The following is a 25090-nucleotide window of genomic DNA, read 5'->3' as shown; positions in this document are numbered from 1 at the left end:
GAAGATGATTTAAAGGGTATTTTCCTAAGATAATTCTAACTTCTTAAAATCTATTTTCATAAGATTTTGCCACTTTTTTGATGGTGACCATTGTTCAAACATAGAAATATCGATATCATCAAAAGCAGTATTTAATACATGTTTATGATAAATATACATAAAAGCAGTTACTCTATAGTTTTTGGCACAATGTACAAATACTCTTTTACCTTTAAAAGCTTGCATAACTTTTAGAAATTTATTCAAGTCTTCTACTTTTGGTTCTTCAAAATCAACTGGAATATGAATATAAGTCATTCCTAATTCAGTTACAACTTTGTCTTCATTTTCTAAAGCATTTGTTGCAGTACTTAAAGCTAAGTTTATAACAATCTCAAAGTTTTCTTCTTTGATTTTTTGAAACTGCTCAACACTAGGTTGTCCAGCAGTTGAAATTTGTTCGTTTATTTTTATGTAGTTTAAAATATTATTCATGTCTTTCTATAACCTCATCAACTTTTTTAATATACTCTTCTTTTAACTTCTCATCAATAAAAGATGAATTAAAAGAGTTTTTTACTAATTTTACAATATCTTCTTTGGTTAAAGTTGTATTATCTACTAGATTGAAAAAATTTTGATTTATATAGCCTTTAAAATATGCAGGGTCATCAGAGTTTACTGTGACATTTAAACCATAATCTAAAAGTTGTTTTATATTGTGTTCTTTATAGTTTTCAAATACTTTTAACTCTATATTTGAATTTGGACATACGGTAAGTGGTATTTGTTCTTCTTTTAACCTTTTCATCAAAGAGTCTGAATTTATTGCTTGAACACCATGGTCTATTCTTTCTATATGAAGTAACTCTAAGGCATCTTCAATATAAGAAATATCACCCTCTTCTCCTGCATGAGCTACTAATTTATATCCATACTCTTTTGCTTTGTTAAATACTTTTTCAAATTTTTTAGGAGGATTTCCTAACTCTGAAGAATCAAGTCCTACACCTATAATATAATCTTTGAAAGCTAAAGACTCTTCTAAAGTTTCAAAAGCCTCTTCTTGGCTTAGGTGTCTTAAAAAACACATTATTATCTTTGAACTTATTGAAAATTTCTTTTGTGCATCATCTAAAGCTTCTTTTATTCCTAAGATAACTGTTTCAAAAGAGATTCCTCTTTTTGTATGAGTTTGTGGATCAAAAAATATTTCTGTATGTATAATATTGTTTTCTTTACATTTTAAAATATAATCCCAAGTCATATCATAAAAATCTTGTTTTGTAATAAGTACTTTTGCACCTGCATAATAAATATCTAAAAAACTTTGTAAATTTGTGAAATCATATGCTTTTTTTACTTCATCTGCCGTTTTATACGGAATTTTTATATTATTTTTATTTGCTAATTTGAACATCAGTTCTGGTTCTAGTGAACCTTCTATATGTAAGTGTAATTCTGCTTTTGGAAGCTTTTTTATAAACTCTTTAATATCTTTCATCATAAACCTAAATATTTGGATTTTTTGCAATTATATCTAATTCTTTAAATCAACTAGCTATAATATTAGAATTAATCAAGACAAAAAAGGTAAATTATGGATTATATTAAACAATTAGAAGAGTTAGTAAAAGAAGATGTTTTAGTTGAAGTAAATGAAAATATTAGAGAAATAAGAGAAGAATTAGCTAAAAAAAGTACTAATGACTTAAAAGAAGAATTAGAGTACATGAAACAAATAAAACAATATTTTGATGAAGTATTAGCTGACATAGAAAACAATACAATCTCTCAAGAAGAGGCTTTAGATATCATTGAAGGTCTTGAAGATATGAGAGCTGAAAATCAAGAAGTATAATCTTTACTTTTTTAGTAAAGATTTATTTTTACTTAATTATTTTATTAAGAAGTCTCATTAATATACTATTCAAATATTTATAGATAATATTTGATAAAATTAAACTATATTAATCAACTAAGGATTTAAATGGATTTAGAAATCTTTCAAATAGTAAATATTCTAGGCTTTGCAATAGGTGCTATTTTTGGGATGATTGCTCAAAAAAGACAGTTTTGTTTTAGTGGGTCAATTAAAGATTATATGTTAACAAAATCCACAATGAGAGGAGCATCTGTTGTAATGGCAATGATTGTTGCTATTGTTTCAACAGCAATTATCTCTTCATATTATGAGCTAGATTTTTCAGAAACACCATATTATAAAGAAAATATTAACTATTTTGTAATTATTCTTGGTGGTTTAATGTTCGGTACAGGAATGATGTTAGCAGACGGATGTAGTAATAGACACCTTATAAAATTTGCACAAGGGGATAAAAACTCTTTAATTAGTATTTTATTTATTGGTATCTTTGCTTTTGCAACTGCAAGAGGTTTTTTAAGTGGATATTTAAATCCTATTATTAATAACCCTACTTTAATACAATGGTCTTCTTTTATTGAAGAAAAAACTATGAATATCTATGTTGTAGTAGGTATTTTGCTTGTACTTTTATTTGTATTAACTAAAAAAATACAAAGAGTATTTTCACTTTGGGATGGTGTATTAATTGGTCTTTTAGTAGCTGCTGCATGGACTGTTACTGGAGTTTTAGGAGCAGAAAGCATTGAAAGATTAATAAATTATGAAGCTATTAGTTTTGTATATCCTACAGGAAAAACAATTGAACTTTTTATGCTTTATCAAGTAAATGAATTAAGTTTTTCAGTATCACTTGTACTTGGTGTTGTTATTGGGGCATTTACAATGTCTAAATTCAATAAAAGATATAGCTTTGGTTGTACTGCTGCAAAAGGTGAAAATAGAATTAGAAATAACATGATAGGTGGAGCACTTATGGGAACAGGTGGTGTTTTATCAATTGGTTGTACAGTAGGTCAAGGTCTAACTGGACTTTCTACTTTAGCTTTTGGTTCAGCAGTAGCTATTGTTTCTATTTTTATAGGTGGACTTGTATCTGCAATTTACTTAAACAAAAGAAATGCATTGCCAATGTGTTTTATTTTTGAGTGGAATGATAAAAATTCAAAAAGTGGAAATTTCGACTATCAAATCTAAATTTTAAGATTTATTTTTTATATAGTCATATTTTACCTCTGTGTTATTTTATTTCGATAAAGTTTTACATTAATAATAAAATAAAGGAGCGTCAATATGGCTATAGAAAACAATCAAGTTGTAGCAATGATGTATGAATTAAAAGTAGATGGAGAGGTAGTTGATAGTAATATTGGCAAAGATCCTTTAGAATTCACTTATGGAACAGGACAAATTATTCCTGGTTTAGAATCAAGAATTGTAGAATTAAATGAAGGTGACTCAAAAGATATCACTGTACCAGCAGCAGAAGCTTATGGTGAGTACAATGAAGAAGCAAAACAAGTTTTACCAAAAGAACAATTTGGAGATTTAGAACTACAAGTTGGAATGCCTTTACAAGGTCAAGGTGAAAATGGTCAACCTATCCAAGTAATTGTATCTGATATCAAAGAAGATGGTTCTGTTGAAGTAGATTTCAACCATCCATTAGCAGGAAAAGAATTAAACTTCTCAGTTACTATTAGTAGTATTAACTAATAAAAAGCCCAAGCTTTTGCTTGGGTTTACTCTTCAAACTTTATAGTAGAATTTTTCCCTAAAATAAATAAAACAATTTTTCTTATAATCTTTAAAGCTGGATATAAAAAGTTTTGAAATATCTTTGTTTTATAGAAAAACGAAGTATTTTCACTTAGATTATCAATAGCTAGTATAGCATCACTGCCTTGATATATTTTATCATCTATTTGTACTATTATTCCATAATTTATATCATAGCCATAAGAATAAAAATATCTAAGTTTTTCTAAATCATCCCTAGCATTATTTATACTTACATCGTGTTCTTTGCGAAGATTTAGTATCTGTGCATATTTATTACAAAAAGGACACTCTTTATCATAGTAGATATCTATTTTCATAACAATTCCTTTGTTACTGTTATTATATCAAATATGATAAAATAAACAATGAATTGGTTAGCACATATTTTTTTATCAGAATACAATATAGAGTTTCAAATTGCAAACTACCTTGCAGACCCACTAAAAGGAAAAGTTTGGGATAATGCAAGTATTCATATACAAAATGGAATGAAAATCCATAAACTTATTGACTCATATACTGATTCACATAAACTTTTTAAAATAAGTAAAAATAGACTTGGAAATAAAGGACTTTTAAAAGCTGTAGTTATTGATCTAAGCTATGATTATTTACTTACTAAAAATTGGGATAAATTTTCCAAAATTCCTTTAGATGAATTTTTAAATGAGTTTTATGAAAACTCATACCAAATACTTCCTACTCTTCCTGCTTGCGCAGCAATACCTTTAAAAAGAATGATTGATTTTGATTTATTAAATAAATATCAAAGCCTAGAACAACTAAACGAAGGTTTTCTAAGAGTTGATAAAAGATTATCTGATAGATTAGCTTCTAGAGACAAGGCTTCAAACTATTATGAAAGAGTTTGTTCAAATATAGACAAAATAGAAGAAGACTTTTTAGAGTTTTTCCCACAGCTTTGCAAGGAAGTAGAAAGAAATACAAATAAAGAGTTTCTAACTCATTGGAAATAATAAAACTATTTTATAATTATTTAATATAATCATGTTATATTATTTAGTACAAATAAATTAAGAAGGATATTGTCATGGAAACAATTGGATTATTTTATGGTAGTGATACAGGAACTACGGAAGAAGTAGCCGAAAAAATAAAAAGTGCTTTCTCAAAAGAGGTAGAACTTCATAATATCGCAGACTCTTCAAAAGAAGATCTTGAAAAATATGACAAACTTATTCTTGCTTCTGCAACTTGGGGTAGTGGTGATTTACAAGCTGATTGGGAAGACTTTGAGAATAACCTTCAAGAAATAGATTTTTCTTCTAAAACTATTGCTTTAGTTGGATTAGGAGATCAAGAAACTTATTCAGATACATTTTGTAATGCTTTAGCAAATCTTTATGCATACGTAAAAGCAGGAAATGTTGTAGGAAGAACCTCTGCTGATGGATATTATTTTGATGAAAGTGATTCAGTTGAAAATGGAGAGTTTGTTGGTTTAGCTATTGATGATGTTAATCAAGATGAACTAACAGATGAGAGAATTGAAGCTTGGGTAAAACAAATTGAAGGTTCATTTTAATTGAACCTTCTTTTTTAATGCCATTTTTCGTTTGGAGCTTTGTAGTTTTTAATTGAAGCTACTAACTCCTGTGAATTTGAAGTATTTATAAGCATAGATAAATATTCTTCTTTTAAGAATCCACTTTGTGTCATCTTTTCAAACATTTTAAATAAATCATCATAAAAACCATCTATATTATAAAAAGCACAAGGTTTATTGTGATAACCAAGTTGAGCCCAAGTCCATGCTTCAAAAATCTCTTCTAAAGTTCCTGCTCCACCTGGTAGAGTTATAAAAGCATCAGCTAAATCAGCCATCATTGCTTTTCTCTCATGCATATCTTTTACTATTCTTAAATCAGTAATTCCTGTATGAGCTAACTCTTTATTTTTTAGTTTTTCTGGAATAACTCCATAAACCTTTCCACCATGTTCCATAACAGAATCAGCAATAGTTCCCATAAGCCCTACTTTTCCACCACCATAAACAACATCAATATTATTTTGTGCTAAAAATTTTCCTAAAGCTTTTGTTTGTTCTATATATTTAGCTTCGTTTCCATTACTTGAACCACAATATACTGCTACTTTCATATAATTTATCCTTTTCAAAATATAAAAAAAGATTATATACAAAGTAGTTTAAAATGTAATAAACGCTAAGTTCTCAATTTCTATTTTACCTTAGAATTATTCTATTAAGGTATAGTTAGTTCTTAGAAACTCGTATAAGGATTATTATGGGAATAGGTAAAAATAGTGTTGTATCTATGTCTTATGAAGTAAGATTAAATGATGAAGTAATAGATAGCAACATAGACAAAGAACCAATAAAATTTGTTCAAGGTACAGGTGAAATTATTGCAGGACTTGAAAAAGGTATTGTAGGAATGGAAGCTGGTGAAACAAAAAATATCAAAGTAGCGGCAAAAGATGCTTATGGTGAACATGATCCAAAACTAAAAGAAACACTGCCAATTTCAGATTTTGAAGGAATTGATTTAGAAATAGGATTAGTTCTTGAAGCAGATGGAGAAGATGGTGAGATTATCAAAGCAACTGTTACAGAAGTAACAAAAGATGAAGTTACAGTTGATTATAACCACCCTCTTGCAGGTTGTGATTTAGACTTTAAAGTAACTATTCACTCTGTATTATAAAATAAAACCTCCTTTTGGAGGTTTTATCTACTTTAAATACTAATTTTATATTTTAAAGTTTCTCTTTTCTATTTTGGTTAATATTATTTATAATTATATTTTTCTAAAAGGATTAAGATGAAACTTACAAAACTATTTTTTGCACTAAGCTTTTTTATAACACTCTTATTTGCCAATAATCATGACAAAAAAGAAGTTGTAATTACTACAACAAAAGTAGCAAATAATATTTATATGCTTCAAGGTCAAGGTGGGAATATAGGTGTACAAATTGGAAAAGATGGTATTTTGATGATTGATAGTCAATTTGCTCCTTTAACCAAAAAAATAAAAGGTGCAATTTCTAAGCTATCTCAAAAAAATATAAAATATTTAGTAAATACTCATTGGCACTATGATCATACAAATGGAAATGAAAATATAGGTAAAGATGGAGTGACTATAGTTGCCCATGAAAATGTTAAAAAAAGACTTAGTGAAGATACTTTTATAAAAGCTTTTAATAAAACAGTTCCTGCATTATCAAAGGTAGGATTGCCAACTATAACTTTTAATGACAAAATCAACTTTTCAATGAATAATGAAAATATAGAAGTAATATATCAAAAAAATGCACATACAGATGGAGATAGTGTTATATTCTTTGAAAATGCCAATGTTGTGCATACAGGGGATATCTATTTCAATGGTTTTTATCCTTTTATTGATGAATCAAGTAAAGGTGATGTAGATGGTATTATTAAAGCTGTAGATTATATCTTAAGTAGAATTGATGACAAAACAAAAGTTATTCCAGGTCATGGTAAACTTTCAAATAAAAAAGAGTTAATTTACTATAAAGATACACTTGTAGAACTTAATAAAAGAATGAAAAAACTAATCTCTGAAGGCAAAACCTTAGAAGAGATTGTGGCATTAAAACCTTTTGCTGATTATGATAAAAAACTAGGTGGTGGTTTTTTACCACCAGAAAAGTTTTTAAAAATCTTTTATGGTGTAGTAAAAGCAAATCAATAAAATATTCCCTTTGGGGAATATTTACTCAAGACTTTTTAATCTTTATAAAAAACTGCTAGCCAAATAGTAGTAGATTCTTTTGATGTGTACTTTACTCTATGCTTTTGCTTTGAAGGAATATTTATAAAAGCACCTTCTTTTAAAACAATTTCTTTATTTTCAAACTCTAAAACAGCTTCTCCTTTTAGTAAAAGAACAAACTCACTTTCATCTTGTTCATACCAAAAATTTACAGGAGAAGCCTGTCCATTTGAAACTATTCTTTCAATTCTTACATTTTTGTGATTTAGTAAATCTATAAATTGTTCATTTTCTTTATCTATTTTTATATCATCGAAGATATTATTTAACACTTTAATGCCTTATTATAAGTTTATTTTATATCTAAATAATATTATTTTTTATATAATGTCCTATTTTATTATAAAGGTCTTAAATGGAAGGTAAAATTTTAGGTGTTGACAAAAACGGCAATCTATATACAATAAAAGCACAAGATGGAGAGAGATATACATTTATTAAAAATGAATGGCAAAGTGAAGGAACTCCATATGTAGGACAATCAGTTGATTTTAATATTTCACAAGATAATAAAGCTATTGCAGTATTTAATATAACCCAACCTGTGATTGAACAAATACAAGATAATACATTTAAAGCTATCATAGCACTTTTACTAACATTATTTTTTAGTTTTATAGGAACTGCAATAACAAGATTTGCTTTAATGGATGAAAAAAGAGAAGAAGAATATGGAAAATCAACACCGACTTTAATTCACTTTGTATGTAGTATTTTATTTTTTATTCCAATTATTGGATGGATTATTACACTTATTGCTAATATCTATTATGCAATTCAAAACTATAAAGCTTGTAAATAAATGTACACTGATGATATTGTAGAAATAGATCAAAAAATAGATGAGCTGATAAAAGATAAGACTCTTTATAACTTTGATACTTTAAAACAAAAAGTTGCATTGATATTAAACGATGTAGATATGTTTATGGTTGATGGAGTACTTGATTTAAAAGCAGTTGATTTATATCTTAAAAAAGTTATTACTAAAAGAAATGAGATACAAAAAGAACAAGAAAAATCAAAACTTGATGGGACTGCACAAACAAAATATAAACTTATAGAAGCTATTTGTCAAAAATGTGAATTTCAAACTCAAGAAGAGCTTATCAAAAGAATAGAAGAGTTAGAGAAAAAATCTAACTTTGAGTTAAGTGAGATTTATAAAAGAAGTTGAAAATTCAACCTCTTTTATATGAAGAGTTATCCTTCGATAGATGCGAACATATCAGCAGTTACGTCTTTAACATCTTTTGTACCATCAAGTTCTACCATAACACCCATGTCAGTATAGAATTTGATTAGTGGTGCAGTTTGCTCATGGTATGCACCAAGTCTACTTTTTACAGTTTCAGCATTGTCATCTTTTCTGATAACTAATTCTCCACCACAGTAGTCACATTTACCCTCTTCTTTTGATGGGTTAAAGTCAACGTGGAATGAAGCTCCACAATCTGGACAAACTCTTCTACCAGTGATTCTTCCTACAATTAGTTCATCTGGAACGTTTAATGAAATAACTTTATCTAAAGAGATATTCATGTTTGCCATTAACTCTTTTAAAGCTTCTGCTTGAGCTAAAGTTCTTGGGAAACCATCAAGAATGAAACCTTTTTTACAGTCTTCTTCTGCAAGTCTATCTTTGATAATACCAATGATTGTTGAATCAGGAACTAATTTCCCCTCATCCATAAACTTCTTAGCTTCCATACCCATTTCAGTTTTATCAGCGATTGCTGCTCTTAAAATATCACCTGTAGAGATTTGTGGGATATCATACTTCTCAATTAAAAATTTAGCTTGTGTACCTTTTCCTGCACCAGGTGCACCAAATACCATTAAATTCATAGTCAATTTCCTTAGTGTGTTTCGTTGTTGTGATTGTATAAAAAAAGTCGTTAAGAACAGCTAATACAAGAGTTTACCTAATAGCTGTTTTTCTTCGTCAAGGCTTAGATAACGCCACTTGCCACTCTCTAAATCTAGATTAAAACTTCCAATTGATACTCTAGTTAGATTTAATACTTTAAGAGGTGTTCCAAATTTTGGGTCTTTTAAACTTCCAAAAAGACGTCTTATGTGACGATTTTTACCCTCATCTATCTGTACTCTTAATTTTGTTTTTGCTCCACCTGAGCCTATTTTGTCTACTTTTAAGGCTTTTAGTAAACCATATTTACTCTCAACTCCCTTTTTTGCAGTTAAAATATGCTCATCTGTTACATGACCTCTTACCCAGATTTCATATATCTTATTGCAATTTCCAGGTTTAGTTAGAGCATTTCCCACTTTTCCATCTTGAGTAAAAAGAAGTAAGCCTTTAGACTCTAAATCAAGACGACCTATTGGCATCCACTCGTTTTCAAATACCCAAGTAGGAAGTAAATCATAAACAGTTTTTCTTCCACGTTCATCTGACCTTGTTACTACGTAACCCTTTGGCTTATTTAAAGCTAATAGTTTAGTAGAGGTATTATCTGTATTATTCACTAATGATTTCCTAATTGTTTACTTTAAATTTCTCTACTAGTTGTAGCTTTTTTGTTCGTGATAGTTTTTTTATTTCATATTCTCTTTTTGAAGCACTACTTCTATTTTCAGATTTCTCAAAATATATAAGTGTTACTGGACGCCTAGCTTTTGTATATTTTGCACCTTTTTCTGAAGTGTTATGTTCATCTAAACGCTTTTTTACATCAGTTGTAATGCCTGTGTATAAACTCTTATCACTACACTCTAAGATATACACAAAATAAGACATCAATATACTCCTAAGTATTTTTTTAAATTTTACTCTATAGTCTTTATATCTACAAGTTCTACAAAAGAGTCTTTTTTAAGAAGTTTTTTTGTAGTTGCATCTTCTTCTGCAAGACTTACAATATCTGCAAAATCATCTTTTGATACAGTAAAACTATGATGCTCTTTTATAGTCTCTAATTTGAACTTATCATTTAACTCTTGGTCAGTTTTAATATCAATATTTCTAAAACCTTTAGCAAACTCTGATTTGATAATCTTTACTATCTTCTCATTTTTTAAAAGCTCTTGCAAACTAAGAGTTAGATTTAAATCTTTGTCATTTACTATTTTATATGTAACTTCTATATTTCCATTCACTATTTTTTCCTTCATAAGGTAAAACCTCTATTTTATTTTATAAATTATATAAGAAAAAAAAGTGAAGTCTAAAAAAGATTGCAAACTGCAATTTGAATTGATATTAAACCTACTCTTCAAATAAATAAAAAGTATGAATACCTATTTGGCTATCATAATTTTTACTCTTTTTATCTTGATAATCAGAAACTATAGAACGTGCTTGAATAAAAGAATTTGCAGTTGCAACAATCTCTTTTGTATCTGCTGGTAAGATTAACTTTTTGTCTTTTGTTTTGAAAAACTTTCTTGCTCTTTGTTCATCTTTGAAAGTTATTTTGATAATATCAATCGATCTTTTTAAATCAATTCTAGCTTTTTTGTTTTCATCCTCAAATCTTAGGATTCTATTTCCATTTGAAGATACTTTCATAGTCTTTGCAGTTTCAATGTCTTCTGTAGTTTCAAGAATGATGTATTCTTTTCCATTTATTAGGATTTCATTTTCTCCTAATAGTTTAATTTCTTTAATAACTGTTTTTTTACCTTTTGGCATATATGTCCTTGTATTTTAGGCATTATAGCGAGTTTTCTAATTTAATAAAAGCTTTATCAATTTTATTAAAAAATTCACTTATATTGATATTTACAAACTCTTTATACTATTGTTTTATAATTACTTTTTTCTAAAGGATTATTATGGATGAATATTTTGAAATACTACAAGAAAAAGCCAAGAAAATTGGAGCTGATATTAAAGAGTGTGGATACGATAAAGACTGCATAAAAGATGCTATAGCCTTAAAAGTAAAGAGTAATTTAAAAGATGAAAGTTTTGAAACTATAAAAGATAAAGCAACTACTATTGCAGCAGATACTTTAAACTGCAATACAAAAGAAGAGTTTCTTAATGCTATTGAAGTAAAGGTAAAAAGAGTTTTAGAAGAAGAGAATGAACTTTATACAAGCATAGAACTTCAAAAAAATTTTATGCCCCTTGATTTAGGATAAAAAGACTTCTAATCTATCTAGCTTTTTTTCTAGATGCCTTTGCCATTTTGGCTTTTTTCTTTGCTTTGGCTTTGTTTAAACTTGCAGCTTTTCTTGCATTTACCACTTGTTCTTTTACTGTTGTATCTTTTGAAAAAGCTTTTGGAGTAGAATTACTACCTAATTTGATTAGATCTACTTTTGAACTTTTTACACTATTAGAGTTTTGACTTTTTGCCATTTGTAGCCTTGTATTTAAAGTTTGGTATTGTAGTAAAAAGTTAATAAAAGAATAGACTTATTTTAACATTTAAAAAATAAATAAATTTTTCTAAAAATGCATTTTATAACTATTCTTTCACTATAATTCAAATAAAAAATAGGAAATTTTATGAGCGAAAAAACAAATGAATTTTTACAAAGAGCGGATGAACATATTGAAGTTGCAAATAAACAATTAGAAAGAGGATTAACATTAGGTGAAGTAAGTGCTTCACTTATGTATGGTTCAGCTAGATTTACTACGTATATGACATGTACATCATTTGATAGTGCTGAAGATATGCTAGCAGAAAAAGAGAAGATAATGGAATACTTTGTAAATGAGTATAAATTAGCTTTAGAAGAGCATTTAAATAACTTTGCTGTTACACATGATTTTTCACAAAATCCTCAGTAATTAGTTAAAGAGGGGAAGTTTTTTCCTCTTTTTGATTTTCTAAATAGAAGCAAATAAAGAAGAGGTTTATCCAGATGATTTTTCAAAGTCTATAAAAAAGGGATTAGAAAAAGACCCAAAAGGAATAGAAAAACAATTTGCTCAATCAATTGGTACTATATATAAAAAATAATCAATTAATATATTGAGTATCACATTATTTAGCTATAATTTAATAAATTCCATACAAGGATATACTTATGGATTTACATACACTTTTTTTATATTCTATTGTTGCTTTTTTTTATGTAATTAGTCCTGGTCCTGCTGTTTTTTTAGCTATTACAAATGGATTAGTGCACGATATGCGTACAGTTACTACATCTTCTTTTGCAAATATATTAGGTTTATTTATTTTATCTTCTGTTTCTATTTCTGGGTTAGGTATTATTTTACTTACTTCTTCAACTTTATTTATGATTGTAAAAATAGTTGGAGCTGGATATTTGATTTATCTAGGAATAAAACAGTTTAAAAATGCATCTTCTTTAAAACTAAAAAAAGATGAAAATATAAAGATAGACAAAAGTTTGAAAAAAACTTTTTTAGAATCTTTCTTTTTGGCTGTTACAAACCCCAAGCCAATAATATTTTTTATAGCACTTTTTCCACAGTTTTTAAATCTAAAAAGTAGCATTACGCCTCAGTTTTTTATTATGACTGGAATATTTATGTTTTTTTCTTTTTTTATTCTTTGTATTTATGGTTTTGCGGCAAAATCAACAAAAGGATTGTTTAAAAAACAAAACTTTATGACTTGGTTTCATAGGATTACTGGTGGAATATTTGTAGGTTTAGGTTTTTCTTTATTGCAAATAAAAAATACTCAAAATTAAAGCTATTTTATACTTGCTAATTCAAATCTATTTTTTTCTTAGTTTATAAGATAAACTTTAAACTATTACAAGCACATCTTTGTTTTTTTTCTAAGGTTTTGATATGGATTATAAATACCTTTCAATATCTAATGCTCCATGAAATACACCTAAAATATCTATTGTATTTTCATTTTTAATTAAATAAGCAATACGATAATGCCCATAAAGGAGTATTCTAATTTCTTTATTTTCATCATTTAGATATTCATATCCAATTTTTGGAAAAGATTGTAAGATTTGAACTTTATTAAAAATTTCATTGACAACTTTTTTAGCAATAGATTTTTTATCTAGTGCTATATAATCATGAATATCTTTTAACCAAAATTCTGCTTCATTTGTCCAATTTATATTTACCATTGTTTGATTCTATTTTTCATTTCATCGTTTGAAATGGTTTTATTATCCTTTGAATCTTTTAAACCCTTTTGAATCATTCTATCAAAAGCTAATTCTTTTAATATTTCATCATAAGATGAATCATCTGGCAAAGAATCAATAACTTTTTTAGCTTCTTGTTTTGGTGCAGTCATAATAAACTCCATTGAATTTTATTTTTGATTATAACATAAATGTAGTGAATTGAAATTATATTAATTTTATTGTTTTATTATACCTTGCTTGGTAATGGTAATTTATATTTTTCTATACACTTTTTAATTTATGATGATATTTATCATTATTTTCATCATCTAATGGTGGGTTCAGCATTTTTACTTTTAGTACTGCTTCATCCATGTCATTTGAATCGTTTTTTGTATAATATTTAATATGAGTCGATAATTCCCCATAGAGTAATTTATTGGCTCCTCTGATTTGTTATATTTTCTTTAATTTCATGTTTATTAAAGGAAATGGGTTACCTTGTCCATCAAGTACAGAGCGACCGGATTGAATAAATCCCATTCGCTGATAAAAACCAATTGCATCGGGATTTTGTTCGTTTACGTCAACTTTTGATGCGCCAAAATTCTCAATGGCGTATTTAGTTAACTTTCGACCGATTTTTTGACCGATATAATCTGGATCTACAAATAACATTTCAATTTTCGAATCAGCAACACCAATAAATGCTAATATTTTATCGTTACTATCTTTAAAACAACGCAAATTAACAGCATCAAAATACTGTTCCAAAATCAGAAGTTTTAACTCTGCAATTTTTCCCTCTGGTAAAAAATTATGTGTTGCTCTAACAGAAGCTTCCCAGACATTGATTAATTCCTGATAATTTTCTTTTGTAACTTTTTGAATATTCATGATTCATTCTTTAAATATAATAGTTGACTTCACCGACAGAGTATACTATTCGGTGCTAGGTTTTGTTATACAATTTACTTATAAATCTATCAATTTTAAGCTTTTAGAGATGCTTCTATCTAAAAACTCACACAAATCATCTTTATCATTTATCGCTTGTAGATAACCATCTCTATGTTCATTTTCAATAAGTGGCGGAACTATATTATTTTGTATAGCTTGATATGCCATTATCAATCGTCCTACTCTTCCATTTCCATCTGCAAATGGATGGATTCTTTCAAATAATATATGGAACTCTGATATATTTAGCAAACTCATTTGATTACTTTGAAATCTATATAATAAATTTTCAATATCGTTTGAAATCATATGTGGTAAAGATAATTTTATATCTACACCTTTGATGTATCGCTCATCTAATCTATATGCTCCTATTGGTTTAGATACATATTGAGGTGCTACTTTTAAAGCATCCTCAAACATAATGGCATGTATATCTTTTATAAAGCTACTGTCAATAACATTTTCTTTATTTGTAGCTTCACGAACTATGACATCATAAGCTTTTGCAAAACCTAAGATTACAAGCTGTTCACCTAATGGTTTATGTCCTGCAGTGTGACCAAGCTCTAATAACTCTTTCGTTTCACCGTACGATAATGTTGTTCCTTCCATTGCGTTTGAGTGGTGTGTGATTGATATTCTTAATTGTCTAAAAAGTTCTTCTCTTTGTTTTAGTGTTAGTTCGTTTAGTTTTTTCATATTAACTCTTTTTGTCCTTCTTCCTCTTCAATGTAATTCATTTTTGATATATCTTTTGCTTGTTCTAAAAAAACATTTATTGCACTAGTAAATTGAAATGTATCATATTCACTATTATAGTTAATAATATTGCGTTTTTGACAATCATTTTTGAATAATTGTTCTATTACGATATTTCGACATACACTTTTATAACTTGAATTTTTAATTATACTTTCGATTTCACTGATTTTATAACTTTTATAAAGCTCTTCGTATATATCTTTCCCTTGCAGATTAATGTAATCCACTAAAATAGCCAAAACTAACATTAAATTTCTTGAAAACTTTTCACTTGTATTATCTGAAGCTAAATATATTACTTCCGATGTTTTAATTAGGTCATATTTAAAACTTTTTTTAAAAAACATTTTATAAAAATCATAATTACCTGACACTATATCAAAGATTTCATCTTTATGTAAAATAAATTTACCGTTTAGTAGGTTTTGTACAATTTCATAATGTTTAGTTGGATAATTCAATTTAAACTCCTAATTTTAATAGTTGGTACATTTATAATTTTATCTGCTAAATCTATATCTATTCTTTGATTTGTGTATTCAATTTCTATATCTTTATCAAAAATTAATTTTGATAAATCTAAGAAGTTTTTACTTTGAATTATATCCAATTCATCTCTCAACTCTTCATATATCCAAATATAAAAGTTTTCTATCGGCAAGGACTTAAGCATTTTATTTTTATATTTTTGTTTATCATAAATCCAAATATTTTCTAAAGGTGGTGTCTTGGAAATAATGACATCTTCGTTTATACCGATATATCCCTCCCAAACATTTTGTGCTTCATATTCTGCATTTGTTGAATATGTTTTATCCCTTTGTTTATCCAAAAGGACAGGTACATTATATGCAGTATTGTTATTTAAGAAGTTAATAAAACCTGTTAGAATATCGCTACCTGATTTTATTCTATCAAGCAGTGGTATAACTTCATTTATTAAAAGTCTATTTTGATTCAGTATCTCTTTTTTAGTTTGATAATATGTATTATAAAGTTTTGTATAAATCTTTTTTAAATTTTCATCATTATTGCTAAATCTTTGTTTACTAGATTCGTCAATAATATTATCAATAATATATAAAATGGATTCACTATGGTTCTGCAAAATAATATTTAATGGCTCAATATAAGTTGTTGTAAGCTGTGAAGCCTTTTGAAGTTTTTTGGGATAATCAAGTTTTTGATTATTTGCTTTTATATATTTGGTTTCTTTTATTAGCTTAGTAATGTTTTTTCGTAATTGATTTTCAAATTTATTTATTTCATCATTTAATGCTTCTATTGTTTTTATAGTTTCATTTTTATTGTTTGAGACTTTCAATTTTCTATATAAAGAATCCAATGACTTATAATATTTTTCAATCTGTTCTGGCATATCAAGAGAAAAATCATCTAGTAAAAAAGAGATAAAACCACCATAAGTTTCATTAAGTGTAAAAGTATCATCAACTCTTTGCTCGATTATCTCATATTCTATTAAGTTATCAATCAATACATTACTACTATTAAAAATAGTTTCGCACTCTTCTTTAAGTATCACCCCATTTTGTTTATTAATTTTATATATAGTTTTGATTTCATCAAAATACTCTTCTAAAAATCTTAATATTTTTTTTGGATCAATCATAACTTATCCATTATAATTTGCTGCTCTAAGATTTTATTGCTATTTTTAATTTTGTTTACTATATAAATCACTTCTTGATTATGTGTTTCTTTTATATTTTTGTAAATAGTGTCTTTCTTTTTTCTTGGGGTTGAATACTCATCAAATAAATGCTCAAAGTTATCAGGGATATATAGTTTGGCATTTTTATAAACTGTATTTGCTTTTAAATATTCACTAAGTCCTACAAAATCATAATCCCCAAAATGCAAATACTCTTCACACGCTATTTTTTCAAGTATCTCTTTTTTTGGAAATCTACCGTAAAAGTGAACATAAATATAATCTTTCCCCAATAGTTTTTCAATGTTTAAAAAAGGCTCTAAGTTTTCTACAAAGCATAGTTTTTGAGTCGTAAGGTTTTGTAAGATTGTGCTAAAAAGCTTATGCTCAGATGTAATTTGGTTTAAATCTGTCTTTTTATCATTAATTACAATATCTTTAAATCCACGAATAAAAATAACTCTATCTTTTTCAATATGGGTTGATTTTGTATTTTTAAATTTTTTTTGATTATCAATTTCTGTTTTTATTTCACAACCTGGGTTTGGAAATTTTTTCAAATAAAATACATTAAATTTTTTTTCATTTAATATTTTAATATAACCTTTTCCCCTTTGTATAGGCTCAATAATTTTTGAATTAACTAAACTTTTGAAAATAGAAGAGTTCTTTATTGTTGTAGGAATTGGCTTTTTTGCCATTCGATTATTTTTTAATTTAGTATAAAATTCAAACTCTATCTTTGACATAAATTGCCCTACTATCATCAACTGTAATTTTTTTTGTACTGCTATCTTCGATCAAGTCATAATATTTATCAATATGTGGCTTTTTGTCAGGGGCTGCAAATATTGGAATAAAGTTATTTTCTTTACATCTTTTAATTAGCTCATAAATATTATCATCATCAACTTCACCTAGTTCATCTATATAAATTACTAATTTATTATCACTATCCTGAACGATTAAATCTCTCATTATTAAAATAAAAAGTGTAACTTTAAGTATTCTATCCGTTCCATTTGATTCAGTTTGTTTATTTAGGTTTGCCACATTCCCATTGATTATAAAATTTATATCAAATAGATCAGATAAATGAAACTTCTTAGATTTACCAATATACTCTTTTAAAATCTCTATTTTTTGATTATAATCATCTTGAAAAAGAGTGTTTTTGTCTATATTTGATATTAGTTTTAATTCATTGATTAAAATTTTATTTGGATGAAGTTTAATCTCGATTGACTCTAAATCAGATATTTTATATTTTTTAAATTTGGTATTTATGGATGAGATATAGCCTTCAAATTGTTCCAAATGTTTTAAAAAATCACTAGTAGGTTTACTAATATCATTGGTTATAGAATCAATAAGTGTATCGATTGAGTTTTGCCTATCTTTGATAGAAGACAACTCCTCTTCAATCTCTTTTATAAATTCCTTTTCGTAAGAGTGTTCTTTTTGTAAAATATTTTTTAATTTAAAAAATTCACTATCTTTTTTACTTTTTAAAGTATATAAAGTTGTTTTCAAAGTCTTTATATTAGTGACTAAATCATCAATTGATTTATCAGGTTTTTCATCCTTAAAATTTAATTGCAAGTTCTGTAATTCATCCTCAAAACCTTTATAGTAAATCTCTAAAGTTTTTAATCGCTCTTCATAGTTTTTAATAGTTTTATTTTTCTCTTCAATAGAAGCTTTAATTTCTTCAATTTGCTTTTTTAATTTTTCTTTCTCTTTTTCTATATCCTGTTTTTCATCTTCTAATTTTTTCTTTTCGTTTTCAAACTTTAATAACTCTTCTTTAAGTTTTGGTAACTTTTCAATCTCTTCAATTTGTGAGTTTATAGTTTTTATATCTTTTTCTAATTGTTTTAATATATTTTGTTTATCATTAAAATTTTGAATATTTGTGTGTATAGATGTATATTTTTCTAACTCTTTTTTAGTCTTTTGTAATTGGGTATTTAAACTATCTATAGTTATAAAATCTCTTTCTTTTATATTAGATATATCAATTTTTCCATCAAAAATATTTAAAATATTTTCATCTACACTTCTAATGATAGAGATAATTTTTTCTTTATCCAAATTTAAAATCTTATCAGAGACTACATTGTTGATGACTTTTTTTATTTTCTCATCTTCTGCGATATGGTGTATTAATAGGTTTTCAAAGTTATTTATTTGAGCTTCTAGTTGATCTATATCTGTTTTTTGTTTAGATATAAGTCCTTGTATCTTTTCTTGAGTATAGTTCTCTCTTTCTATTTGGGATAAATCATATTCTAAGTTCTTTTTTTCTGTTTCGATATTTTGTAATGAAGCTTGTAATAATTCAATTGAATCATATTTTTCTATTTTTAATATTTCTTGTTCTTTATTAGTATGGTTTTTTATTACACTTTGTATATTTGCTAAGCAAGTACCAAATTTTATATCAAGATCAGATTTTTCTTTTTCAAGTGGTTTAATTTGTTCTGATTGAGTATTTTCCACGGCTAGTATTAAAGTATTTTTTTCTTGAATAACTCTATTAAACTCTTCATTATAAAGAGTATTGAAGCTTAGATAAAAACTATTGAGGTTCTCGTTTTTAATATAATATTCTTCAACCTTATCTTTAAATTCAAAAAAATCTTTTTTAATACTTTTTAACTTACCAATATAATTTTGGTGCCTTTTAATATCTTCTATCTTTTGATTGTCACTAGTGGTAAATTCTCTTATCTCTTCATGCTTTTTATCAGCTATTAAAAGTGATTCTTTCACTTTTTCATTAGAAATCAACTTTGTATTCAATAGATATTTATAAATTTTGCTAAATGTTTTTTGTGTACTATTATCGTTTAACCAAATAATAGTTTTTTCTCTTTTTGATTTACCGTATAATAGTGCTTTAAATTTATTTAAATCTAGCTCTTCTATATTTTCTATCAAATTAGATTGTATCGTTTCAAAATCTAAAAGAAGATTACCATCTTCTCGTTTTTCAAAAAAGCTATTTTCAATATCATCATAAGAAGAGTTAATCTTATAATATTCAAGTTTATTGTTATCATTTCTTTTTATTAAAATACAAAAGTAACTATTTTTAAATATTTCAAAAATGATATAGTTTTTATCTAACTTTTTAAAATAATACTTTAATGTCATCAGTGGATTATGATCAAAGTTCCAATCATTTTGATTTGGCATATATAAAAAATTCAATACACTAATTAGCGATGTTTTACCAATATTATTTTTACCAACAATCTGAATAGAATCTACATCATCAAATGATATAACTGCTTTATGATATTTTGCACTATTTAATAAAATTATTTTATTTAATATTTTCTATCCTTTTGCAGTCTTATAAGTTTTATATTAATATATATTATATCAAATATACTTAAGAAGTTTACTTTATTGTATTTGTCTAACTATTTATTAGTAATACATTATATATTAATTGCCCATAAAATCACTTAATAGGAATACATTTCAATGTTATAATATTAAGTTAGATAAAATCCTATAAATAGGCATATTTTAATAAAATATAAAATAATATATTTCAATATGTAATATTTTTTACTGTCATTTATATTGGATATAATTTTTTAAATGATCTGATTGTTAAGATATTGAGAAATCATCTGATATCTTATCAAAGTGTACTGATATCAGATAAAAAACTCAATGGAATCTAAAAGTGATGTTAGAAATAGTAGATTTTAGATTTAGTCAAGGCGAAGATTGATTTTTTCTCGGAGTGTACACAAAGTACATGAGAATAAAAAATCAATCTTCAACGCAGAATAAGTTTAAAAGATGATGTTTATAACATCACTTTTAAACGTGGTAATTAGGAGCTTCATTCGTAATAGTTACATCATGCACATGAGACTCTTTAAGTCCAGCAGATGTAATCTCTACAAATTCAGCTTTCTCTTGGAATGTAGGAATATCTTTAGATCCTAAGTAACCCATAGAAGCTCTTAATCCACCAACCATTTGATGAATAATATCTTTTATACTTCCTCTATAAGCAACTCTACCTTCAATACCTTCTGGTACAAGTTTATCAGCAGCAGTTCCTTCTTGGAAATATCTATCATTACTTCCTTTAGTCATAGCTCCAATAGAACCCATTCCTCTATAAGTTTTGAATTTTCTTCCTTGGAATAATACTACTTCACCTGGAGACTCATCAGTTCCTGCTAATGCAGAACCCATCATACAAGCAGATGCACCAACGGCAAGTGCTTTTGCAACATCACCAGAGTATTTAATACCACCATCAGCAATAACAGGTACACCATGTTTAGCACCTTCAGCAGAACACTCATCAATAGCAGAGATCTGAGGAACACCAACACCTGCAACGATTCTTGTTGTACAAATAGAACCAGGTCCAATACCTACTTTAACTGCATCAGCACCTGCTGCAATTAAATCAGCAGTTGCTTCAGCTGTTGCAACATTTCCAGCAATAACATCTACATCTAATTGTGCTTTAATAGCTTTAACACTATCTAAGATACCTTTTGAATGTCCGTGAGCTGAATCTAAAACTAAAACATCAACACCAGCTTCTACAAGTGCAGTTGCTCTATCCATTTGTCCTACACCAATTGCAGCACCAACTCTAAGTCTTCCAAATTCATCTTTACTTGCATTTGGATATTCTCTTTTTTTGTTGATATCTTTAATTGTAATAAGACCTTTTAAGAAACCTGCATTATCAATAATTGGTAATTTTTCAATCTTATTTTTATGCATTACATCAGCAGCTTCTTCTAAAGTAGTACCTTCTACTCCTGTAATTAAAGGCATATCAGTCATTTTATCTTTAACTAATTCACTATAATCTTTAGTAAATCTCATATCTCTGTTTGTTAAAATACCTAATAATTTATTATTTTCATCTACAACTGGAACACCAGAGATTTTATAAGATGCCATAATATCTTCTGCATCTTGTAGAGTTTGAGTTGGAGTAATTGTTACAGGGTCAATAATCATTCCAGACTCACTTTTTTTAACTTTTTTACATTGTAATACTTGAGATTCTATATCCATGTTTTTATGAATAATTCCAATACCACCAAGTCTTGCCATAGCAATTGCAGCTTGGTATTCAGTTACTGTATCCATTGCAGCAGATACAAAAGGAATATTCAATTCAATATTTTTTGTTAATTTTGTTTTAATACAAACTTCTTTTGGTAGTACTTCAGATTTTGCTGGTACTAATAAAACATCTTCAAATGTTAACGCTTTTTTTCTAATTCTCATAATAACCCCTATTGAATATCTATTTTGTATAATTTACAGCTTTTTCTAACGCTAAAGCACCATCAAACACAGTTTGCTCATCATAAGCTTTTCCAATTAACTGTAATCCAACTGGCATACCAGTTTCATCTTTTGAAACAGGTAATGAAATTGCAGGTAATCCTGCTAGGTTTACAGAAATAGTATATATATCACTTAAATACATTTCAAGTGATGTTTTAAAGCTTCCAAACTCAGGAGCTGTTGTTGGAGCTACTGGAGAAAGGATTAAGTCAGCATCTTTGAAAATTGCTTCATATTCATCTTTAATTAGATGTCTAACTTTTTGAGCTTTAATATAATATGCATCATAATAACCAGAACTTAAAACAAAAGAACCAAGCATAATTCTTTTTTGTACCTCTTCACCAAATCCTTGTGATTTTGTTTGAGTGTACATATCTTTTAATCCACCCTCACCTTTTCTATTTCCATATCTAACACCATCAAATCTTGAAAGGTTCGCACTAGCTTCTGCTGTAGCAACGATATAATAAGATGAAAGGATTTTACTTGTATCTAACATATTTTTGTGAACAATTGTATGTCCTGCATCTTCAAAAGCTTTTATAGCTTTTTTATATCCTTCTTGAATAGCTGGACTTGCTTGTTCTACAAAACTATCAATAACTGCAATTGTTAATTTTCTATCTCCATCAAGTTTTGGAGCAACGGCTTCATAATCAATATTTGAAGAAGTAGAATCCATTGGATCATTTCCTGAAATAATATCATATAAAATAGCAGCATCTTCTACATTTTGAGTGATAGGACCACATTGATCCAAAGATGAAGAGTATGCAGTAATACCATATCTTGAAACTCTTCCATAAGTAGGTTTCATACCAACAACACCACAGTAAGCTGCTGGTTGTCTAATACTTCCACCTGTGTCAGTACCAAGTGCAGCAATAGCAATTCCACCAGCAACAGCTGCAGCAGAACCACCAGAACTTCCTCCAGGAACTTTTGTATTATCAATAGGATTTAAAGTTTTACCATAACAAGAAGATTCTGTAGAACTTCCCATGGCAAACTCATCCATGTTTGTTCTACCAAATGCACATAATCCAGCTTCTTCAAGCTTGTTAATTACAGTTGCATTGTATGGTGATTTATATCCTTTTAGAATATTACTTGAACAAGTAATTTCCCAATTTTTAACATTTATATTATCTTTTATAGCAATTGGAACACCATTGCTTGAATCTGTTATATCAGTATTTGTTAGCTGTTCCACGTAAGCACCAATGTTACTCTCTTTTACTTTAGAAGCCAAATCCTCTTTAAGCTTCTTTAATTCATCACTATTTAATTTTAGTGCTTCTTTTAGAGTTATCAAATGTTTCTCCTAGAGTTTTACAAATATATAGTATAACGCGCCATTATATAAAAAAAATGATTAAAATCTGGTAAATGAAATTTTGATATTTAAAAAGTATAATTTTTTAGAAATAAAAAAAGGCAAAAGTCAATGACTTCTGCCTTTTGAAGAGTAGTTAATCTATTTAAAGATTAAACAAAAGAAATGAATGCCATTTGAGTAGCATCACCTCTTCTAATTCTTGTTTTAATTATTGAAGTATATCCACCATTTCTACCTTCGTATTTTGGTGCAATTTCATTAATTAGTTTTTTAGTAGCTTCTTTATGTTGTAATGCTTTGAAAACAGCTCTGTGAGTGTTAAAATCAGCATTTCTAGAAGTTGTAACTAATCTCTCAATATATCTTCTTAACTCTTTTGCTTTTGGTACAGTTGTTTCAATCTTCTCTCTTTCGATTAAAGCGATTGCTAAGTTTTTTAGTAATGCTTTTCTATGAGAAGATGTTCTGTTTAATCTTCTATATCCGTGCTTATGTCTCATATCAAACCCTTAAATTATGCTTTAAGTTGCTCAAGCTTTCTTCTTAAAGCCGATGCAACATTTTCTGGAAGTGTATTCTCAATTGGGAAACCTAAAGACTCTAATTTCTCTGAGATTTCATCAAAAGATTTTTTTCCAAGATTTTTAATATTTTTTACTTCTACTTCACTCATAAGTACTAGTTCACCTAAGAATTTTAATCCAGCTCTATCTAAAGAGTTGAAAGATCTAGCACTTAAATTTAAATCATCAATTTTTACAATTAAATCTTTTAACTCAACTGGTTCTTCACCAGCATCGCTAACTGTTACTTCAGATAAATCAAATACTTTGTTAAATACTGACATTTGAGAGTACATAACAGATACTGCTTCTTTAAAAGCAGCAATTGGAGTAATTTGTCCATTTGTTTGTACATTAAATACAGCTTTTTCAAAGTTAGGATTATCTTCAACTAACATTTTTTCAATATCGTAAACAACTTTTTTTACTGGTGTAAAGAAAGCGTCAATTGGAATATAATCTGATCCTACGATTTCTCTAATATCTTCAGAAGGCATATAACCAATACCTCTTTGAATAATAACAGAGAAAGTTAAGTTACAATCAGAGTTGATAGTTGCTAAGTGAACATCTGGAGAAACTACTTCTACATCAGAGTTTACTAAGTCTTCACCTTTGATTTCTTTTGGTCCATCAAAAGAGTATTCAACTACAACTTGATCTTCATCACCATTGATTTTAAACTTAATATTTTTTAGATTAATTATAAAAATAGCTATATCTTCAAGCATTCCTCTTAATGAGTCAAACTCATGTGAAGCTCCTTCGATTTTAACTGCGATTGGAGCGTATCCAACCGAGCTAGAAAGAAGAAGTCTTCTTAAAGGGTGTGCTAAAGTAATTGCAAAACCACTTTCAAATGGATATGCTGATATTTTAGCCTCATTATCACTGATAGCTTCTATCTCAACTTCTGTTGGTAAAAACGGTGTGTCTGCAAATTTTTTCATAGCTAAC

35 protein-coding genes are annotated in these 25090 nt (G+C 27.5%); 12 read left to right on the top strand and 23 right to left on the bottom strand.

Annotated features, from left to right (window positions below; genetic code table 11):
• Positions 1-24 precede the first annotated feature (24 nt).
• Together CRV01_RS06040 and CRV01_RS06035 are read right to left on the bottom strand one after the other, a co-directional pair.
• Positions 25-474, bottom strand: coding sequence for a protein tyrosine phosphatase family protein (locus tag CRV01_RS06040; protein WP_129007329.1), 450 nt, complete (start codon positions 472-474; stop codon positions 25-27).
• A complete protein-coding gene (locus tag CRV01_RS06035) occupies positions 467-1483 on the bottom strand; it encodes an adenosine deaminase (protein WP_164970019.1) in 1017 nt (338 codons plus the stop codon). The genes CRV01_RS06040 and CRV01_RS06035 overlap by 8 nt, the downstream gene beginning before the upstream one ends.
• 96 nt (positions 1484-1579) lie before the next feature.
• Here CRV01_RS06035 and CRV01_RS06030 point away from each other — a divergent pair, with 96 nt between their 5' ends.
• The 3 genes from CRV01_RS06030 to CRV01_RS06020 all read left to right on the top strand — a co-directional run bounded on the left by CRV01_RS06030 (position 1580) and on the right by CRV01_RS06020 (position 3580).
• Complete coding sequence (locus CRV01_RS06030; protein ID WP_129007328.1) at positions 1580-1840, top strand: hypothetical protein; 261 nt, start codon at positions 1580-1582, stop codon at positions 1838-1840.
• A 129-nt stretch (positions 1841-1969) separates the two neighbouring features.
• Positions 1970-3061, top strand: a complete 1092-nt coding sequence (locus CRV01_RS06025) for a YeeE/YedE family protein (protein WP_129007327.1) — start codon at positions 1970-1972, stop codon at positions 3059-3061.
• A 96-nt stretch (positions 3062-3157) separates the two neighbouring features.
• Positions 3158-3580, top strand: a complete 423-nt coding sequence (locus CRV01_RS06020; RefSeq protein ID WP_129007326.1) for a peptidylprolyl isomerase — start codon at positions 3158-3160, stop codon at positions 3578-3580.
• A 26-nt stretch (positions 3581-3606) separates the two neighbouring features.
• On the opposite strand, the gene CRV01_RS06015 is transcribed toward CRV01_RS06020, so the two are convergent.
• Positions 3607-3963, bottom strand: coding sequence for a DCC1-like thiol-disulfide oxidoreductase family protein (locus tag CRV01_RS06015; RefSeq protein WP_129007325.1), 357 nt, complete (start codon positions 3961-3963; stop codon positions 3607-3609).
• Between the two features lie 48 nt (positions 3964-4011).
• Between CRV01_RS06015 and CRV01_RS06010 the strand changes: the two genes are divergently transcribed.
• Positions 4012-4623: an acyl carrier protein phosphodiesterase gene (locus CRV01_RS06010; protein ID WP_129007324.1), complete on the top strand. Its 612-nt coding sequence runs from the start codon at positions 4012-4014 to the stop codon at positions 4621-4623.
• Between the two features lie 74 nt (positions 4624-4697).
• Positions 4698-5192 (top strand): flavodoxin, encoded by a 495-nt coding sequence (locus CRV01_RS06005; RefSeq protein ID WP_129007323.1) that lies wholly within the window; start codon positions 4698-4700, stop codon positions 5190-5192.
• A gap of 14 nt (positions 5193-5206) precedes the next feature.
• On the opposite strand, the gene CRV01_RS06000 is transcribed toward CRV01_RS06005, so the two are convergent.
• Positions 5207-5767 carry a TIGR00730 family Rossman fold protein gene (locus CRV01_RS06000; RefSeq protein ID WP_129007322.1) on the bottom strand — a complete coding sequence of 187 codons (561 nt, stop codon included), beginning with the start codon at positions 5765-5767 and terminating at the stop codon, positions 5207-5209.
• Positions 5768-5913: 146 nt separating this feature from the next.
• Here CRV01_RS06000 and CRV01_RS05995 point away from each other — a divergent pair, with 146 nt between their 5' ends.
• Positions 5914-6333: a peptidylprolyl isomerase gene (locus tag CRV01_RS05995; RefSeq protein ID WP_129007321.1), complete on the top strand. Its 420-nt coding sequence runs from the start codon at positions 5914-5916 to the stop codon at positions 6331-6333.
• A 117-nt stretch (positions 6334-6450) separates the two neighbouring features.
• Complete coding sequence (locus tag CRV01_RS05990; RefSeq protein WP_129007320.1) at positions 6451-7350, top strand: MBL fold metallo-hydrolase; 900 nt, start codon at positions 6451-6453, stop codon at positions 7348-7350.
• A gap of 35 nt (positions 7351-7385) precedes the next feature.
• Here the strand turns inward: CRV01_RS05990 and CRV01_RS05985 are convergent, their stop codons facing one another.
• Positions 7386-7703, bottom strand: a complete 318-nt coding sequence (locus tag CRV01_RS05985; RefSeq protein WP_258238328.1) for a cupin domain-containing protein — start codon at positions 7701-7703, stop codon at positions 7386-7388.
• 83 nt (positions 7704-7786) lie between these two features.
• On the opposite strand from CRV01_RS05985, the gene CRV01_RS05980 reads away from it, so the two are divergent.
• Complete coding sequence (locus tag CRV01_RS05980) at positions 7787-8233, top strand: hypothetical protein (RefSeq protein ID WP_129007318.1); 447 nt, start codon at positions 7787-7789, stop codon at positions 8231-8233.
• On the top strand, positions 8234-8608 hold the full coding sequence (locus CRV01_RS05975; protein WP_129007317.1) for a hypothetical protein: 375 nt from the start codon (positions 8234-8236) through the stop codon (positions 8606-8608). It abuts the gene before it with no gap.
• Between the two features lie 26 nt (positions 8609-8634).
• Here CRV01_RS05975 and CRV01_RS05970 read toward each other — a convergent pair whose 3' ends face one another.
• The 5 genes from CRV01_RS05970 to CRV01_RS05950 all read right to left on the bottom strand — a co-directional run bounded on the left by CRV01_RS05970 (position 8635) and on the right by CRV01_RS05950 (position 11086).
• Positions 8635-9279: an adenylate kinase gene (locus CRV01_RS05970; RefSeq protein WP_129007316.1), complete on the bottom strand. Its 645-nt coding sequence runs from the start codon at positions 9277-9279 to the stop codon at positions 8635-8637.
• Between the two features lie 60 nt (positions 9280-9339).
• Entirely contained in the window at positions 9340-9921 is a 582-nt protein-coding gene (locus tag CRV01_RS05965; protein ID WP_129007315.1) for a pseudouridine synthase, read from the bottom strand.
• A 10-nt stretch (positions 9922-9931) separates the two neighbouring features.
• Positions 9932-10192 carry a GIY-YIG nuclease family protein gene (locus CRV01_RS05960; protein ID WP_129007314.1) on the bottom strand — a complete coding sequence of 87 codons (261 nt, stop codon included), beginning with the start codon at positions 10190-10192 and terminating at the stop codon, positions 9932-9934.
• 29 nt (positions 10193-10221) lie between these two features.
• Positions 10222-10551: a hypothetical protein gene (locus tag CRV01_RS05955; RefSeq protein WP_129007313.1), complete on the bottom strand. Its 330-nt coding sequence runs from the start codon at positions 10549-10551 to the stop codon at positions 10222-10224.
• Between the two features lie 109 nt (positions 10552-10660).
• Positions 10661-11086 (bottom strand): hypothetical protein, encoded by a 426-nt coding sequence (locus tag CRV01_RS05950; protein WP_129007312.1) that lies wholly within the window; start codon positions 11084-11086, stop codon positions 10661-10663.
• A gap of 143 nt (positions 11087-11229) precedes the next feature.
• Between CRV01_RS05950 and CRV01_RS05945 the strand changes: the two genes are divergently transcribed.
• Positions 11230-11541: a hypothetical protein gene (locus tag CRV01_RS05945; RefSeq protein ID WP_129007311.1), complete on the top strand. Its 312-nt coding sequence runs from the start codon at positions 11230-11232 to the stop codon at positions 11539-11541.
• 13 nt (positions 11542-11554) lie between these two features.
• On the opposite strand, the gene CRV01_RS05940 is transcribed toward CRV01_RS05945, so the two are convergent.
• Positions 11555-11761, bottom strand: coding sequence for a hypothetical protein (locus CRV01_RS05940; protein ID WP_129007310.1), 207 nt, complete (start codon positions 11759-11761; stop codon positions 11555-11557).
• Positions 11762-11911: 150 nt separating this feature from the next.
• Between CRV01_RS05940 and CRV01_RS05935 the strand changes: the two genes are divergently transcribed.
• A complete protein-coding gene (locus tag CRV01_RS05935; RefSeq protein WP_129007309.1) occupies positions 11912-12199 on the top strand; it encodes a DUF3144 domain-containing protein in 288 nt (95 codons plus the stop codon).
• A 239-nt stretch (positions 12200-12438) separates the two neighbouring features.
• Entirely contained in the window at positions 12439-13074 is a 636-nt protein-coding gene (locus CRV01_RS05930) for a LysE family translocator (protein WP_129007308.1), read from the top strand.
• 108 nt (positions 13075-13182) lie between these two features.
• On the opposite strand, the gene CRV01_RS05925 is transcribed toward CRV01_RS05930, so the two are convergent.
• From CRV01_RS05925 to CRV01_RS05870, 12 genes are all read right to left on the bottom strand, one after another.
• The gene (locus CRV01_RS05925) at positions 13183-13476 is read right to left on the bottom strand and encodes a type II toxin-antitoxin system RelE/ParE family toxin (RefSeq protein WP_129007307.1); all 294 of its coding nucleotides are present in this window, start codon (positions 13474-13476) and stop codon (positions 13183-13185) included.
• Complete coding sequence (locus CRV01_RS05920; RefSeq protein WP_129007306.1) at positions 13470-13649, bottom strand: hypothetical protein; 180 nt, start codon at positions 13647-13649, stop codon at positions 13470-13472. Before CRV01_RS05920 ends, CRV01_RS05925 begins: the two co-directional genes overlap by 7 nt.
• Before the next feature lie 286 nt (positions 13650-13935).
• Positions 13936-14376, bottom strand: coding sequence for a GNAT family N-acetyltransferase (locus tag CRV01_RS05915; RefSeq protein ID WP_129007305.1), 441 nt, complete (start codon positions 14374-14376; stop codon positions 13936-13938).
• Positions 14377-14454: 78 nt separating this feature from the next.
• Positions 14455-15141 carry a Fic family protein gene (locus CRV01_RS05910; RefSeq protein ID WP_129007304.1) on the bottom strand — a complete coding sequence of 229 codons (687 nt, stop codon included), beginning with the start codon at positions 15139-15141 and terminating at the stop codon, positions 14455-14457.
• Entirely contained in the window at positions 15138-15665 is a 528-nt protein-coding gene (locus CRV01_RS05905) for a hypothetical protein (protein WP_129007303.1), read from the bottom strand. The genes CRV01_RS05910 and CRV01_RS05905 overlap by 4 nt, the downstream gene beginning before the upstream one ends.
• Positions 15662-16834: a hypothetical protein gene (locus CRV01_RS05900; RefSeq protein WP_129007302.1), complete on the bottom strand. Its 1173-nt coding sequence runs from the start codon at positions 16832-16834 to the stop codon at positions 15662-15664. Before CRV01_RS05900 ends, CRV01_RS05905 begins: the two co-directional genes overlap by 4 nt.
• Positions 16831-17625, bottom strand: coding sequence for a hypothetical protein (locus tag CRV01_RS05895; protein ID WP_129007301.1), 795 nt, complete (start codon positions 17623-17625; stop codon positions 16831-16833). Before CRV01_RS05895 ends, CRV01_RS05900 begins: the two co-directional genes overlap by 4 nt.
• The gene (locus tag CRV01_RS05890; protein WP_129007300.1) at positions 17606-20092 is read right to left on the bottom strand and encodes a hypothetical protein; all 2487 of its coding nucleotides are present in this window, start codon (positions 20090-20092) and stop codon (positions 17606-17608) included. The genes CRV01_RS05895 and CRV01_RS05890 overlap by 20 nt, the downstream gene beginning before the upstream one ends.
• A 627-nt stretch (positions 20093-20719) precedes the next feature.
• Positions 20720-22165 carry an IMP dehydrogenase gene (guaB, locus tag CRV01_RS05885; RefSeq protein ID WP_129007299.1) on the bottom strand — a complete coding sequence of 482 codons (1446 nt, stop codon included), beginning with the start codon at positions 22163-22165 and terminating at the stop codon, positions 20720-20722.
• A 19-nt stretch (positions 22166-22184) separates the two neighbouring features.
• Positions 22185-23546 (bottom strand): Asp-tRNA(Asn)/Glu-tRNA(Gln) amidotransferase subunit GatA, encoded by a 1362-nt coding sequence (gene gatA, locus CRV01_RS05880; protein WP_164970018.1) that lies wholly within the window; start codon positions 23544-23546, stop codon positions 22185-22187.
• A 173-nt stretch (positions 23547-23719) separates the two neighbouring features.
• Entirely contained in the window at positions 23720-24070 is a 351-nt protein-coding gene (rplQ, locus tag CRV01_RS05875; protein WP_129007298.1) for a 50S ribosomal protein L17, read from the bottom strand.
• Positions 24071-24084: 14 nt separating this feature from the next.
• Positions 24085-25083 (bottom strand): DNA-directed RNA polymerase subunit alpha, encoded by a 999-nt coding sequence (locus CRV01_RS05870; RefSeq protein ID WP_129007297.1) that lies wholly within the window; start codon positions 25081-25083, stop codon positions 24085-24087.
• Between the last annotated feature and the right edge of the window lie 7 nt (positions 25084-25090).

The sequence above is a fragment of the Arcobacter sp. CECT 8983 genome, assembly GCF_004118855.1.
Taxonomy (GTDB): domain Bacteria; phylum Campylobacterota; class Campylobacteria; order Campylobacterales; family Arcobacteraceae; genus Halarcobacter.
The sequence above is the reverse complement of the archived record's forward strand: the minus strand, read 5'-3'. Positions and strand labels throughout refer to the sequence as shown.